General features: G+C 57.8%; 12 protein-coding genes and 3 pseudogenes. 1 reads left to right on the top strand and 14 read right to left on the bottom strand.

Translation table 11 applies throughout. From position 1 onward, the window contains the following. Positions 1 to 39 precede the first annotated feature (39 nt). From DQ405_RS19735 to DQ405_RS19700, 8 genes and pseudogenes are all read right to left on the bottom strand, one after another. The gene (locus tag DQ405_RS19735; protein WP_168425764.1) at positions 40 to 507 is read right to left on the bottom strand and encodes a tripartite tricarboxylate transporter TctB family protein; all 468 of its coding nucleotides are present in this window, start codon (positions 505 to 507) and stop codon (positions 40 to 42) included. Beyond that, positions 504 to 2,129 (bottom strand): tripartite tricarboxylate transporter permease, encoded by a 1,626-nt coding sequence (locus tag DQ405_RS19730; protein WP_206678917.1) that lies wholly within the window; start codon positions 2,127 to 2,129, stop codon positions 504 to 506. Before DQ405_RS19730 ends, DQ405_RS19735 begins: the two co-directional genes overlap by 4 nt. Beyond that, positions 2,126 to 4,096 (bottom strand): TRAP transporter permease, encoded by a 1,971-nt coding sequence (locus DQ405_RS19725; protein ID WP_168425763.1) that lies wholly within the window; start codon positions 4,094 to 4,096, stop codon positions 2,126 to 2,128. The genes DQ405_RS19730 and DQ405_RS19725 overlap by 4 nt, the downstream gene beginning before the upstream one ends. Positions 4,097 to 4,196: 100 nt before the next feature. Beyond that, positions 4,197 to 5,243, bottom strand: a complete 1,047-nt coding sequence (locus DQ405_RS19720) for a TAXI family TRAP transporter solute-binding subunit (RefSeq protein WP_168425762.1) — start codon at positions 5,241 to 5,243, stop codon at positions 4,197 to 4,199. Between the two features lie 79 nt (positions 5,244 to 5,322). Next, the gene (locus tag DQ405_RS19715) at positions 5,323 to 6,162 is read right to left on the bottom strand and encodes a TauD/TfdA dioxygenase family protein (RefSeq protein ID WP_168425761.1); all 840 of its coding nucleotides are present in this window, start codon (positions 6,160 to 6,162) and stop codon (positions 5,323 to 5,325) included. Between the two features lie 15 nt (positions 6,163 to 6,177). Then, complete coding sequence (locus tag DQ405_RS19710) at positions 6,178 to 7,626, bottom strand: aldehyde dehydrogenase family protein (RefSeq protein WP_168425760.1); 1,449 nt, start codon at positions 7,624 to 7,626, stop codon at positions 6,178 to 6,180. 33 nt (positions 7,627 to 7,659) lie between these two features. Continuing rightward, complete coding sequence (locus tag DQ405_RS19705; RefSeq protein ID WP_168425759.1) at positions 7,660 to 8,433, bottom strand: SDR family NAD(P)-dependent oxidoreductase; 774 nt, start codon at positions 8,431 to 8,433, stop codon at positions 7,660 to 7,662. 507 nt (positions 8,434 to 8,940) lie between these two features. Beyond that, positions 8,941 to 9,922, bottom strand: a pseudogene (locus DQ405_RS19700) (IS5 family transposase). A gap of 241 nt (positions 9,923 to 10,163) precedes the next feature. On the opposite strand from DQ405_RS19700, the gene DQ405_RS19695 reads away from it, so the two are divergent. Beyond that, positions 10,164 to 10,796, top strand: coding sequence for a hypothetical protein (locus DQ405_RS19695; protein ID WP_174824698.1), 633 nt, complete (start codon positions 10,164 to 10,166; stop codon positions 10,794 to 10,796). 6 nt (positions 10,797 to 10,802) lie between these two features. Here DQ405_RS19695 and istB read toward each other — a convergent pair. The 6 genes and pseudogenes from istB to DQ405_RS28660 form a co-directional block, all read right to left on the bottom strand. Next, a pseudogene (gene istB / locus DQ405_RS19690) lies at positions 10,803 to 11,634 on the bottom strand (IS21-like element helper ATPase IstB). Further along, positions 11,631 to 12,653: an IS21 family transposase gene (istA, locus tag DQ405_RS19685; RefSeq protein WP_168425758.1), complete on the bottom strand. Its 1,023-nt coding sequence runs from the start codon at positions 12,651 to 12,653 to the stop codon at positions 11,631 to 11,633. Before istA ends, istB begins: the two are co-directional and overlap by 4 nt. 68 nt (positions 12,654 to 12,721) lie before the next feature. Next, the gene (locus tag DQ405_RS28675; RefSeq protein WP_241730082.1) at positions 12,722 to 13,060 is read right to left on the bottom strand and encodes a transposase; all 339 of its coding nucleotides are present in this window, start codon (positions 13,058 to 13,060) and stop codon (positions 12,722 to 12,724) included. Between the two features lie 28 nt (positions 13,061 to 13,088). After that, positions 13,089 to 13,316: an IS110 family transposase gene (locus DQ405_RS28670; RefSeq protein ID WP_241730081.1), complete on the bottom strand. Its 228-nt coding sequence runs from the start codon at positions 13,314 to 13,316 to the stop codon at positions 13,089 to 13,091. A 217-nt stretch (positions 13,317 to 13,533) separates the two neighbouring features. Next, a protein-coding gene (locus DQ405_RS28665; protein WP_446730899.1) for an IS30 family transposase occupies positions 13,534 to 14,758 on the bottom strand; the annotation gives its coding sequence in 2 pieces (ribosomal slippage) (positions 13,534 to 13,858 and positions 13,857 to 14,758; 1,227 coding nt in all). A gap of 174 nt (positions 14,759 to 14,932) precedes the next feature. Next, a pseudogene (locus tag DQ405_RS28660) lies at positions 14,933 to 15,025 on the bottom strand (helix-turn-helix domain-containing protein); the annotation flags it as partial. Between the last annotated feature and the right edge of the window lie 182 nt (positions 15,026 to 15,207).

Raw genomic sequence — 15,207 nt, 5'->3', positions numbered from 1 at the left:
CGCGTTCCCTTTTTAATTATTCAGTTGGTTAGGCTTGATTTATTCCCGAAGCCAAACGGGCTCGATTGGCAGAGGCACTCCGAGTAATTTGTAAAAGCCAACGTAGACAAAGGCGAAAACCACGGCGGAGGTTACAAGCCGCTGCCACCAAGGCAGGCCGTGGTAGCTGGTGTAGCACAACGTGAAGGCAATCAGGCCGATCACGAAGCCGAAGAAATAACCCAGCGGAAAGATGGTGCCCAGCCAGAGGGTGCGTCTAGCCAGGCTGCAGCGATGATTGCCTTGCGCGAACGGCTGACATTCCTTTTCCAGCTCATCGTTATTAACTGTGCAGCTCCGAACGACAAGCCAACCGGCGCATAGCATGGCGAGGGTGCCCACCAATGCGGGGAAGGCCATGACCTTGGTCGTATATCCCCAATGGACGGTGCCCAGGACTAGCATCGTCGAAACGAACAACAGCAGCAGCCCGGCCGTAAATATATTGCCTTGACGAGACGTCATCATGCGGCTCTCCCGGTTTGTTGTAGCAGAGTGGCGGCGGCTTTGCGCTCGCGACGATTTTTCATGAACGCCAGCACCGCGCCGCCGATGATCAGCACCGACAGGAGCAAGCAGATAGGTCGCATGAAGAAAGTCGGTCCGAAGGTATTCAGCGAGATATACAGATAGGTTTCGAGCATGGGTGCCAGCACGAACCCCAGCAGCAGGGCCGGCCGGGAGAACCCGTAGGCCCGCATGGCAATCGCCAACGCGCCAAAGATGAATACAAACAACACGTCCATGAAATCGTTGTTGCCCGAGTAGGCACCGACAACCACGAGCGACATGAGGATAGGCGCCATCAGGTGTCCGGGAAGTAGCGTGATTTTGGCCAGGTACTTGGCGAGCAAAAGCAGAGCCAGAGCGCCAATCACGTTCGCAGCGACCAGTAGGAACGCCATGCTATAGGCCAAGTCCATGTTCTCTTCGAGAAACTTGGGCCCCGGCTGCAAGCCGAGGAGCAGGAAGCCCCCCAATAACAGCACCATAGAGCTGCTGCCGGGAATGCCGAATGCCAGCGTCGGGACCAGTGCCCCACCATCTTTTGCATTATTCGCGCCTTCTGGCCCAATGACCCCCTCGATCGAACCTTTGCCGAACCGATAAGGACGCTTTGACGCTTGCTTAGCGGCCCCATAGGTCACGAAAGGTGCTGTTTCGCTTCCCACGCCAGGAATGATGCCGAGGAAGACGCCCAGAAGGGCCGAGCGAATCAATACCCATTTGCGAACGATTGAAGCCCTGGTGCCCAACCAAACTTGCTTGTGAGTGATGGCGATCGCAGACCCGTCAGGACGCTTGGCAGCGATACTGCGGCCCGACATCAAGTCGACGATTTCCGGGATGGCGAACATCCCTAAAGCTAAAGGAATCAATCGAAACCCATCGAGCAGGTAATCGAAATTCATCCAGAATCGGGGCACACCCGTCGCGTGCTGATAACCGAAGGTGCCGAGAAACAACCCGAGCGCACCTGCGGCCAGCCCCTTTACCGGAGAGCCGCCGCCCAGCATGGCCAGGTAACTGATACCCAGCAGCGCGAGGAAGAAGGTCTCAGGCGAGCCAAACGACATCACGACCGGACGCACCACAGGCAGCAGCGCGAACAACACGAGCGCGCCGATGATACCGCCCAGTGCGGAACTGCCCAGCGCCGCGCCCAGCGCGTAGCCCGCCCGACCGCGACGGCTCAAGGCATAACCGTCCAGCACCGTCGCCGCATTAGACGGCGAGCCGGGTATGCCTAGCAAGATAGAGGTAACCGACCCGCCGGTGGAGATCACCGCATGGCTACCAAGCAGAAACGCCAGGCCCACGATCGGCTCCATGCCGTAGACCAGTGGCAGCAGCACTGCAAGCGCCACCAGCCCCCCCAGGCCAGGAAGAATCCCGAACACAAGCCCTATCGGTACGGCGGCCGCCAATATCAGCAACACATCCCAGCGTGCCAGATTCGTGAATCCGATCCATAATTCAGTCAAGTTAATCACCGTTCGGATTGTTGTTATGTATTCGCGCGCGGGTATTCGGAGCGGTGCGAGCCCCCACGGTCCAGCACCTGGGGACTTGCCGCAATGAATCGTCAAATATGCTCATGGTTTGGTCCTTTGATCGTCACGGATACGGCTTCCTTGCGCCAGGCACGATTGACGCACCAGGACCACAAGCCAACGGCCAGTCCGGCGGCCGAAGCTTGCATGAGGGGATAAGGAGCCATTAGCAAAACCGCCAGCAACGCGAATCCGAGGCGGGTCAACGCGCCTAACCTTGCCGTCAGAACCCAGCCGTGAATGGCAACGCTAAAGCACAAGACCATGATTATCGCCGCGATAAAGGCGCTGGCGATGGTCAGGGGACCACCTTCCATGAGCAGGCCGGGGTTGAAGATAAAGAAGAAGGGCAGCACATATCCTGCAACCGCCAACTTCGAGGCATAAGGCGCGACCGAGAAAGGATTGGTGTTGGCAATAGACGCCGCGGTGAAACAGGCCACGGCGATCGGTGGAGTAATCGCCGACATGCAGGAGAAATAGAGTAGGAACATATGCGTGCCGAGCAGCGGCAGCCCGAACTCGCCAATCAGCACTGGCGCCAACAGCGCCGCCCCCATGACGTAGACCGCCACGGTTGGCATGCCCATCCCCAACACGATCAGCACCAGCGCCGAGACCAACAAGGACGGCACCATAAGCCCTCCGGTCAGGCTATAAAGCAGCGCTGCGGCTTTACTCGAAAGACCTGTCATCTCGATGCAACCAATAACGATGCCGGCCACCGCCACCGCCGCAGCCAAGGGCACCATTCTGTAACAGGTCTCGACGCAGCCCTCCATCAGCCTATGCGGACCTATCGCGTGACGCATCGCAATCCAGCTGGTGATCAGGGTGACCAGGCACGCGCCCGCCGCTACATAGGCCGGCGAGAATCCATGGAGCAGTAAATAGGTCAGGAAGATAATAGGAATAAGATTCGGCCAGCCCCGGCGTAATGCCATGGACAGTCCAACTCGTTCCTCTCGTGGCAGGGCACCGACGCCGCGGCGGCGGCATTCGAAATCTACAAGCGCGAACACCCCGATGTAATAAATGATGGCCGACAGCAAGCCAGCAACCAGGATTTCCCGATAAGGAATGCCTGTCATATCCGCCATTAGAAATGCAACCGCGCCCATAACCGGGGGCAGCAAAGCCCCTCCAGAAGAGGCCGCTGCCTCGATCGCCGCCGCGTCCTTTTTGCGGACTCCATATCGCTCCATAAGGGGGATGGTGATCGGGCCGGTAGTTGCCACGTCGGCAACGGGGCTACCCGAAACCGACCCGTAGAGCGCGCTTGAAACGACACAGGCCTTTGCTGGTCCGCCCACGAAACCGCCAGTCGTGCTGGCGGCCACGTCGAAGAACAACTGTCCGCCACCAGCAAGCTGGAAAAAGGTGCCGAATAGTACGAACAGGAAGGCATAGGTGGCAGCGACGTAAAGCGGCACACCAATCAGCCCGTCCATGGTGATGGTCTGCATCTCAAGGAAATAACGGAGCTCCACCCCACCATGGGAAAAGGCGCCGGGCAGATACGAGCCCCAAGCTACGTAACCCAGGAACGCACAGGCAATCAACAACAGTGGCCAGCCGGTAGTGCGCCGCACCATTTCCAGAGTGATCACCAGTAAGGCCACTCCGCCTGCCACCTCAAGGCTCGTCAACTGGTCAAAACTCTGCATCCAGTTGTGGTAGCGGGGCTCATTGAGCACGAAAGCAGTCGCCAGCAGGAAGCTGGTGACTGCCAGAACTCCGTCGAACCAGGTGATCCGCAATATATCCTTGGATGCGGTCGTGGTGAGAAAGGCGATGGGCATCAGAAACGCAAGGAATAGCCCCACGTGCAGCAGCTCTGAGCGCCCGCTAAACACCGCCATGTAGATAATAACGGCCGACCCGAACACGGCCAGGGCTGTCACCAAGCGCCCCAGCCAGCCGGTCGGCAAGACTCTATGACCACATCCGGTCAGATGCACGGTGCGCTGCAATCCGGCACTTAGTGCGCTTTGAACAGACATTACAGATCCTCCTCATCGCAACCGCTTGGCTGCCTGCCGGCATGCGAGACTCATCCGGGTAGTGATGACCACCGAGGCGGTCACCCTGGAACGGGCAGTTTCAGTCGAGCAAGCCTTTCTCTCGGTAGAACCGTTCTGCACCGGGATGAAACGGAAGACCCATCGGGTTGCTCAACATCATCCCAGGGCCAAAGTCCTTTAGCGAAGGATGTATCGCCCGTACACGATCCTGATTGTTGTAGAGGGCAGTCAGGAACTTGTAGACCGTTTCCTCGGAAACATGGGAGCCTGCCTGTACGGCGTTCCACATTTTCTGTGTGGCGCTATCGACGGTGATGAATGGGCTGATATTGGCGGGCGCGATATAGAGGTCATAATTCCACTTACTCGCGGCGGATTTCATTTTCTCCGGGTCAATGCGGATCCAGCGCAAGGGCCGGTGACGGTGGACTTCCTCCAGTTTCGAGTCAGGCATGAATCGCCCATTGATAAACACATCGGCGCGACCATCCGACAGGGCGTCCAAGCCAATTCCGGAGTTGCCCCGCAATACCGAGCCACCCCACTTCTCTATGTCACTAAGGGAGAAGCCATACTCGGCAAAGATGTGTTCGTACATAGCGACAGTAGATTGAAGATTGCCTTCAGTATTGACAGCGATGCGCATGGGCGGTTTTTTCTCTGCAATATCCGCCATGGTTTCGATCCCATGCTGCTGCGCCCATTCCTCGGTCATCACGTAATGCACGGTCAGCTGGTTATGAATCGTCATAACCTGGAAGATCTTGCCTTTCAACGGCTCCCGAAACGGTGGTGTGCCATCAAGCGCATATTGAATCTCGACCGCACCACTGGCCCCGGCAAAATCCACATCGCCTTGGGCGATTTCAAGCAGGCTGCCAGCGGGGGAGCCTGGTTTGAATTCCGCAGAGGAACCGGGATAGGCGTCCCGTACGATACCGTTCAACGCTTCAAAGACAACGCGGGAGTAACCGCGTGCCGTACCGCCAGTTGCGACATAAGATATTGGTTTGTTGTCTTTGAGTTCAGCTTGCGCTGATCCGCTAGCCAAACACAATGTGGCCAAGCCTGAACAGGCGAACAGGGTAGCGGCCCCGGTAGCATTGAATAACTTACGAATATTCATTCGGCACTTCCTTATTGTTATTAGGATGTTTTGATGCCCGATCGCGATTTAAAAACAAATTGACGAGGCGGAACTTTACTCAGCCCTGCTCTGGAACTTCTCCCAGTACAGTGACACGGCGCAGCCAGCGTCGCTCGGCCGGGTTGAAATCTCGCCGGGCGTGCAGCGTACAACGGTTATCCCAGAGTAGAAGATCGCCAACCCGCCACTCGTGCTCGTAACAGAATTCTGGTTTTGAAATGGTCTCGAACATCACGTTCAAAAGTTTTTCGCTTTCCTGCCATTCCAGACCTTCAATGTGATGCGTCATCAACTTGTTGACGAACAGGCTTTTGCGCCCCGTGGCGGGATGGACACGCGCGATGGGGTGGGCACAGGAAATGCCATCGGTGATATCCACCATCTTGCTACGTTCGGTGACTGCGCCACCGTAGTCATACACGTGAACCGCCTTTAGACCTGCAACACGATCCTTCACCCACCTAGGCAGCGCCTCGTAAACCTTGTAACCGTTGGCGAAAAGGGTCTGCCCACCTTCCGATGGAATCTCGATGGCATACAGCATCGTGCCTTTGGCCGGTCGCTCCTGATAGCACTGGTCGATATGGAACTCCATCTCGCCTACCGGCAACGCCCCCATGTTTTGCCCTTTATGTTTGAGGTTGCCGATATACATGACAGCTGGATGATCGCCGCTATATTCCGGTACATGAATCTGAGCCAGTTCACCAAAGCGCTGAGCAAAGGCCACTTGTTGCTGCTCTTCTGGCAACTGCTGGTCACGGAAAAGGATCACTTGATAGCGATGCCAGGCCTCGATGATGGTGGCAAACTCGCTATCGGTAACCCCCTTGGACAGATCGACACCGCGGATTTCAGCCCCCAGCGCCGGAGACCGTGGAATTATTTCGATCGTCATGAATACGCTCCTTTGTCACAGCTTGATGTGAACGGTCTTGTTTTCAGTGTACGAGAGGAGCTCCTCGATGCCTTCTTCGCGCCCCAGCCCGCTATTGCCCATACCCCCGAAGGGAGTGCCAAGATGGTGGGCCGAAAAACCGTTAATCCATACGTAACCGGATTTGACGCCCCGCATCATGCGGGTGGCCTTATTTAAATCATTCGTCCAGATTGCGGCAGTGAGTCCGTACTCGGTGCTGTTGGCGATTCGCAAGGCCTCCTGCTCGTCACTCCAGCGGAACACCGAAAGCACCGGGCCGAATATTTCTTCATGGCCGATCCGGATTTGCGGCGTCACCTCTGCGAACACCGTGGGCTTGAACCAATATCCACGCTCGAACTGCCGCCCCTCCGGCCGCTCGCCCCCGGTCATCAGGCGAGCGCCGTCCTCGTGCGCGGTGCGAACGTAGTGCTCGACTTTATCCAGCTGCATGCGTGAGTTCATTGGCCCCATCTGGGACTGTGGGTCGAGCGGATCTCCAATAATCAGCTGCTCGGTCTTCTCGACGATGCGCCGGAGCACCTCGTCATACACGTCCTCGTGAAGCAGCAAGCGGCTGCAGGAACCGCATGACTGGCCCTGCCAGGCAAAATTCATCGCCGATACCGCAGCGGTTGCCGCCACCTCTGGATCGACGTCAGGGAAGATGATCATCGGATTCTTCCCGCCGAGCTCCAGGCTGACATGCTTGACGCACACCTCGGCGGCCGCACGCTGTATGGCCAGCCCAGTAGGCACTGAGCCGATAAAGGCCAGGCGTTTCACCTGCCGATGACGAACCAAGGCCGCACCAGCCTCGGCCCCCGTTCCGGTGACGATGTTGACCAAGCCCGCTGGCAATTCGTCGCGGCAGATTTCGGCTAGGATTCCAGCCGACAATGAACTGGCCTCAGGCGGTTTGATAATGATCGAGTTACCCGCCATGAGCGGTGCCGCCATGCGCGAGAGGGCGAACATCACGGGGTGGTTAAACGGAATAATGCGGCCCACTACGCCGTACGGCTCACGCAACGTGAAATGGAGATGGTCCTGGCTAGCAGGAATGGTGCTGCCTTTTAGCTCCAGACCGAGCCCGGCGTAATACTCCAGCACCTTGATCCCCATACCCACGTCGCCACGCATCTTGGAGATGGTGTTGCCGGTATCACGCACCTCGAGCTGGAGAATTTCGTCTGCCCGCTCGGCTACCCGTGCGGCAACCGCGCGGAGCCGCGCGGCCCGCTCATCCATCTCGGTTTTCGCCCACTCCACCTGCGCCCGGGCAGCCGCTGCGACCGCCGCTTCGACATCGGCCGGACCGCCGGCCGGAATGCGGCCAATGACTTCTTCGGTAGCCGGATTGACCGAGTCCAACGTCTTCCCGCTTGCCGCCTGCACCAGTTCACCATTGATCAACATGGGGGTTGTTTCAACGTATCTCATTTAGATTCTCCTTTACCCTATCGCCCGCGATGCTCAGTGCATCGACTTGCCACCGTCCACGTTGATGGTCTGGCCGGTAATAAAATCGCTTGCAGATGACAGCAGGAACAGCACCGCACCGACCAAGTCCTCTGGAACTTGGGGTCGCTTGATGGCGCGCTGCTGGTTATAGCTATCGGTGAGATAGCTATTGCTGGACGTCGCCAGTTGCGTCTCGCTAAGCGTCAATCCCGGCATGACGACGTTGACATTGATGGCATCGTCGCCGACTTCACGCGCCAGCGCTCGAGAGAAGCCGATGACACCGGCCTTGGCACTGGTGTAATGCAGACGATTGGGGGTCCCCTCAAGGACCCGGCTGGAAGACACATTGACGATCTTTCCACCGCCTTGAGCTTTCATGGCCGGATAGACCGCTCGGCAGGTCAGAAACAGACCGCACAAGTCCACTGCCATCACACGATCCCACTCCTCGAGCGGAATCTCCATCCAAGAGCGGCGAGGCAGCGAGCTCATCAGAGATGCATTGTTAACGAGACCGTCAATACGACCGTATGCCTTCAACACGGCCTCTGCCAGCGCAAGCGTGCTCTCCTCCTTTGAGATGTCCGTAGCCACTGCAATGGCTTCGCCCCCACTCTCACGGAGTTCTTGCGCAACCACTTCTGCTTCTTCGGCATGAATATCGGCGATCACAACACGCATTCCGGCCGCCACGCAGGCCCGCGCATAGACTTTGCCGATTCCTCGACCACCGCCGGTAATGATGACCACGCGCTGGTCCAAAGTGAATGACTGGTATGCCATAGTGCCTCCTTCTGGGCTAATTACGATTTCGAGAAGAACTCTCGACATGTAATACAATAAATCGAAGATAGCCCGCGGACGCTGATTGTCAATGCGAATAAAAAAATATTTTCGAACAGCATCACTAGGCGCTTTTCATACTTTTTCGTAATTTGTAATAATCGAAATTCGAAGGCCGATTAAATAATAATGCTTGGTAATAAGATCAAAAATTTGATCGGTAACGAAGCTCGGCTAGTCGCCCGTTTGATTAATTCATTTATCTATTTATATATTCAACTTCACCGACAGGCTCTACAGAATTACCTCGCCGCACAAAAGTCTGAATTATAAATAAACGAAGTTTACAGACAGTCCACTATGGATGGTCTGAAGTAGCCCCGAATTTTGGCCGACTTCAGCCTCCGTCGATTTTGAAAGCGGCAACCGATCAAAAAACGTTCAGATCGCCCGCTTATTTCTGAGTTTTTAGCCGCGGCGGGCTCCTCTTGGCAGCCATTTCCTGCATTACAGGCGCACCTCTCCTGTATTCGCCAGTAAATGTCGGCGCGCCATCCACAGGTTCGACAGGGCGAACAGCGTCACCAACTGCGCCGTGTTCTTGGCCAATCCCCGGAAGCGCACTTTGACGTAGCCGAACTGGCGCTTGATCACCCGGAATGGGTGCTCGACCTTGGCGCGAACCTGCGCCTTGGCCTTTTCAACCTTGCGCTTGGCTTTGTAGAGCGGGCTGCTCTTGCCAAGCTTCTTCTAAGTGCTGCGGCGTGCCGCGACCTGCCAGATCACCTCCCGGCCTTCATGTTCGGAGCGCTTTTCGGCGCCGGTGTAGCCGGCATCGGCGCAAACGACGTTCTCGTCGCCGTGCAGCAACTTGTCGACCTGATTGACATCCGCCACGTTGGCTGCCGTGCCCACCACGCTGTGTACCAGCCCCGACTCATCATCCACGCCGATGTGCGCCTTCATCCCGAAGTAGTACTGGTTACCCATTCTTGGTCTGGTGCATTTCCGGGTCGCGCTTGCCGTCCTTGTTCTTGGTCGAACTGGGCGCGTGGATTAGCGTGGCATCGACGATGGTGCCCTGGCGCAGCGACAGGCCGCGATCTCCCAGGTAGCCATTGATCACGCCAAGGATGCCGGCCGCCAATTCATGCTTCTCCAGCAGGCGACGGAAGTTGAGGATGGTGGTTTCGTCCGGAATGCGCTCCAGGCTCAACCCGGCGAACTGACGCAGTATGGTGGTCTCGTACAGCGCTTCCTCCATCGCCGGATCGCTGTAGCCGAACCAGTTCTGCATCAGATGTACGCGCAGCATCGCCATCAGCGGATAGGCCGGACGGCCGCCTTCACCCTTGGGATAGTGCGGCTCGATCAGGGCGATCAATCCCTTCCAGGGAACCACCTGATCCATCTCGATCAAGAACAGCTCTTTACGGGTCTGCTTGCGCTTGCCGGCATACTCGGCGTCGGCGAAGGTCATCTGCTTCATCGGAAAACTCGGCGGGTGGCGTCCGGGTATTTTGCCAAAATCAGGAAGTCTTCTTCAGAGTTTCCCTAGCCGACGCCCGCGCTGCCTGATTAGAGCCCTACCCACTCAAGCCCGGCTTAGCGGCGGCAACCGCGGCCGGACTCCGCTCTATCTGCGAAGGGTTCCGTTAATGACTTCTCTCTCTGTCGTGGCGTACGCCAGATCGGCATGCGCTCGGCTATCTGATGATCACATTCAGCGCTTGCGTAACGCCCTTGTCGGCCGCTACATCGCCGTATGTTTCGGCTCCGGCGTGGGCTCTACTGCGATGCTCTGCGCGTTGCGGATAGCCGGCATTCGGCCTCACGTCATCACATTCGCTGACACTGGCGGCGAGAAGCCGGAAACCATCGCCCACGTCGATGCGATGAACGAAGTTCTAATCTCGTGGGGCTGGCCGGTGATCGATGTTTGCAAAAAGGTGCCGCTCGCCTCGACTGGATATTCGGATCTGTACGGCAATTGTCTAGCGAACGAAACGCTTCCGTCTCTCGCTTTCGGCATGAAATCCTGCAGCATCAAGTGGAAGCAGACGCCCCAGGATCAGTTTCTTAAAGGTGCCCGGTCTGGCCCCAATGCCCGGCCTCCTCACCCGCTATGGATCGAGGCAAAAGCCGCTGGCCAGCGCATCGTTAAGCTCATCGGCTATGACTGCGGCCGTGCCGATATGCGGCGCTCCAAAGGGCTTAAACAGTCCGATGGTGACTTCGATTTCACGTATCCCCTGCAGATAGTCGGTTGGACCCGTCGCGATTGTGTGCGCGCAATCACCGGCTTGCTCGGTGCTTGTGTAAACCCGGTAGGTTGTTCAATGTCAATACCGGTTGAAAACTGACCCACCCTACCGAAGTAAAACTGACCCACCTCGGCGGTTGTTATCGTCGATATACGAGCGAGTAGTTCCAGTTCCCCGAGGTATCACCTGGCCCGACTTCAGCTTGTCTTTCAGCCGGTAGCTCTGTCCGCTGACCTGCACGATATGCGCATGGTGCAGCAGCCGATCCAGCAGCGCCGCGGTCAGAGTCGAGTCGTCAGCAAAGGTTGTTGCCCATTGGCTGAACGGCAGGTTGCTGGTCAGCACCACGCTGCCGTGTTCGTAACGCTTGGCGATGACGTTGAGAACAGGTTGGCTTCGTCGCGGCCAAACGGAGGTAACCGACCTCATCGATCACCAGTAACTTCGAGCGCTGCACGACCCGGCTGAAATATTGAGCCAGGCGCCCTTGTTGGTGCGCAGCGATAAGTTGCAGGGTCAGGTCGGCCGCCGAGATGAACCGGGTGGAGATGCCGGCCATGATCGCCCTTTGAGCCAGAGCGCTGGCCAGATGCGTCTTGCCGACGCCCGAAGGCCCAAGCAGCACGACATTCTCGCGACGCTCGATGAAAGCCAGTCCGGCCAACTCCAGAAGCTGGCTTTGCGGCGCGCCGCTGGCAAACTTGAAATCGTATTGCTCAAGGGTCTTGACCGCCGGCAGACCCGACAGTTGAAGTAGGGCTTGCCGTCGACGCTCCTGCCTAACCCGATCTTCGGTGAGCAGCAACTGCTCCAGGAAGTCGGCATAGCTTGTTTCCTGCTCAGCCGCCCGCTGTGCCAGAACCGGCCATTCGACGGCGAAGGTATCCAGTTTGAACTGTTGGCATAACGCCTCGATGCGCAGATGTTGCAGGCTCACGGGCGTGCCTCCAGCAAGGATTGATACACCGGTAAGGGGTGCTGCAAGCTTTCCACCGGGATCGGCTGAGTCAACGTAGTTATCGTCGCCAGAAGCTGTTGGGGCTCAGGCAGCGGCAGCAGATGATGCACCTCGGTATCGAGCCGATGCTGTGGGATCTCGCCCGTTGTCGCATGCACTCGGGCATTGGCTATATCCGTCAGCCATGGCCCTATTTTGCTGTTGGCGACCTCAACGTTGAGCAGCAAGTCGACCTGTTTGAGAGAGGCCGCCAACGGCACCACGAAGCTGTTTTTCAGGTAGTGGTTGAAGCGTTCAACCTTGCCCTTGGTCTGCGCCCGATAGGGGCGGCACACCTTGGGCGTGAAGCCGTAACGCTCGGCCAACATCAACAGCGCGGGGTTCCAGCGATGCTCTCCAGGGCCATAGGCGTCACGGGCCAGAACGACTGCCTTGGCGTTATCGAACAGCAGTTTTCGCGGCGTGCCGCCGAAGTGGCGCAGGGCTTTTTCGATCCCGACACACCAAGCCGCCGAGTCCTCACGGCGCGAAAAGACCACGTAGGTGGCTCGGCTCCAACCCAAGGTGGCGACGAAGGCCAGCAGCGGGTCTTTGCCACGCCGAATCACCGTAAAGTCCACTTGCATCTGCTCACCCGGCTCCGTTTCGAAGCGTACAGCAGGCTCAGCCGACTTGGACTTCAAGGCGAGCAGGAAGCTGGTGAGAATGGAGTATCCACCTTGATAGCCTTGTTCGCGAATCTCGCGCAATAACACGGTGGCGGGAATCCAGTGCGGCCTGGCGGCGTCTATACGCTGGTGAAGATAGTCCTCGAAAGGCGCCAACTTGCTGGCCCGCTCGACGCGCGGGCCATAAACGGGCGGCTGGCGAACGGCTTGCAGTTTGAGATGGCGTCGAACCGTGTTTCGCGAGCAGTGCATTTGCCGGGCAATGGCCCGAATCGATAAACCCTGGCGGATAAGAACACCGATTTCCACGTGTTGCTCCTTGGACAGCATGGGCAGCTCGCAAAGCTGCATTTTTTCCAAGTGGGTCAGTTTTGAACCGGTAGATACCGTCTTACCCCCTACCGAGCAAGGGCCAATTGTGGATCGAAGCGCTGGCCTGATTTCAGCACGCCATAGGCGATGTGCAATAGCTTGCGCATCGCTGCACAGACGATCTGCTTACCGGATTTGCCCTTGGCCTTCAGACGTTCACGCAGAGCACTGATGGCGGGGTTGTGCGTGAGCGAGCACACCGCTGGCATATAGAGTCCAGCCCTCAAACGGGGCGAGCCGGTGCGGGAAATGCGCGTCTGTCCCTTGTAGATGCCTGACTCCTGTAGCCGCGGGTTCAGCCCTGCAAACGCTGTGATCGCGCGTGAGCTGGCGAAGCGTAAAGGGTCCCCGAGTTCGGCCAGCAATAAGGCGGCAGACCGCTCACCGATGCCATCAATGCTGGTCAGCAGGTCGCGTTTGTTGCGCAGGTTGGTGCGCGCCGGTCGCTTCCATGACGATCCAGGCCTCTGAGTCTGCGTGCTTGAGCAACCATTGCTGCAACGCTTGGAAACCGGTCGCATCGTTGGCCAGTTTGGCCTTGGTGCGGTACTTGCCGTTGGTTTGCAGGGTGGCAATATCAAATGTGTGCTTGGCAATATCAATGCCGATGACGCTGGGCATAGAAACTCCTTCTGCTGGTTCAAAGAGATCAGCACTGCACTCGGCTCAACCTTGTTGATGCGAGCTCTCGCCCAGGGCGGGCTCTGGATACCGTTCGAGCTGTGAGAGTGAGTGTGGAAGGGCGGAGCGCTATCTACGTCGCAGGCTCGAAGCCTCAGGGTGGGCACGACTTCCTGACTGAACCGCCCCGGGAATTCTGGAGGCTCTTTGGTGTGAGTCATGCCGCTTGGGCCGACTCGGTAAGTTGCTGATAGGAGTTCGCTTCGGCTTCTGCCGGCGGCATATTCCCGATGGGCTCCAACAGCCTTCGGTGGTTGAACCAGTCCACCCATTCCAGCGTTGCCAGCTCCACGGCCTCGCGGCTCTGCCATGACCGCCGGTGGATCACCTCGGCTTTGTACAGGCCATTGATGGTCTCGGCCAAGGCATTGTCATAGGAGTCCCCCACGCTGCCCACCGAGGGCTCGACTCCAGCTTCGGCCAGACGCTCGCTATAGCGGATCGAGACGTACTGGGCGGATTCAACCGGTCGTCGCAACACTGGATTGTTGAATAGATTTGAGATACTCGTTCAGCGTCTCGGCAGGTGTTTTCCAGCCGAGTGTTTTTCGGGGTCTCGTGTTTAGCGCATGGGCTACGGCTTGGATCTCTTGGGCACTCCAACGAGACAGGTCAGTGCCTTTCGGGAAGTATTGCCGCAGAAGGCCGTTCGTATTCTCGTTCGTGCCGCGCTGCCATGGGCTATGAGGGTCGGCAAAGAAGACTTTCACTCCTGACTCGATAGTAAAACGGGCGTGGTCCGATAGCTCCTTCCCACGATCCCAGGTCAATGATTGCCACAGCTGCATGGGCAGGCCAGTCACGGTCTTCTTCAGTGCATTAGTCATCGTGACAGCGCCGTAGCCGGCAAGTGCGGGGCCGTTCTTTGTCCGGGGAATTAGCCCATAGCCTTCTTCACGGGGTAGGTGGACGAGCATGGTGAAACGAGTTGACCGCTCGACCAGAGTCCCTATCGCGGAACGGTTCAGGCCGATGATCAGGTCACCCTCCCAATGCCCTGGTACGGCGCGATCTTCTACCTCAGCAGGGCGGCTGGAGATCATGACACCCTCGCTGACATGGGCCCACGCTTTGGCTTGTGCCCTGGCTCTCGGTACGCGCAACGCCGGCCCAGTGCGCAGACAGCTCACCAGCTCACGCTTGAGAGCACCTCGCCCCTGAATGTAGAGCGCCTGATATATGGCTTCGTGAGAGATGCGCATGGATTCGTCATCCGGAAAGTCGATCCGTAGCCGGTTCGCAATCTGTTCGGGCGACCAGCCATTAACCCATTTGCGGTCACCACGGTGTGGTTTATTTCGGCCCTTGAACGGCGCTTGTCGAGGCCCGGTAATCTCACGACCATCAGCACCATGAACCTTGCCCTCCAGACGATCTTGCACATAGTGGCGCAGACGCAGGTTAGTCACCAGTTTCGCCGGCTTCGGTCTCTTGGCAACTAGTTCCGCCTTCCACTGTGCGACTGAAGCGCGATACTCGAGCAGGCCGCCGCGAGTCGCAGCATTACGCGTCAGCTCCCGGGAAACTGTCGATGGATTTCGCCCAAGACGGCGAGCAATCTCTCGCACGCCAACACCTTGCGCACGGAGCAGCCCAATGTCTTCTCGCTCCGCGAACGACAAGTACCTTTCGGATATGTGGTTAGACATGAACAATGGCATCCCGCCGCGATGACGGAACCAGCGTGTGCCTACCGCTGACGATACGCCAACGGACTCAGCTGCCTTCTCACTTGTGATCCCGGTTGCTATTTGCGTCCAAAATAGCCGCTCGATCTCKGCGGCGAAGTGACGGCGCACCTGGCGAACGCATTGCTTCACGCCCCGTCAAC

The organism is Pseudomonas sp. SST3, from assembly GCF_003325755.1.
The sequence above is the reverse complement of the archived record's forward strand: the minus strand, read 5'-3'. Positions and strand labels throughout refer to the sequence as shown.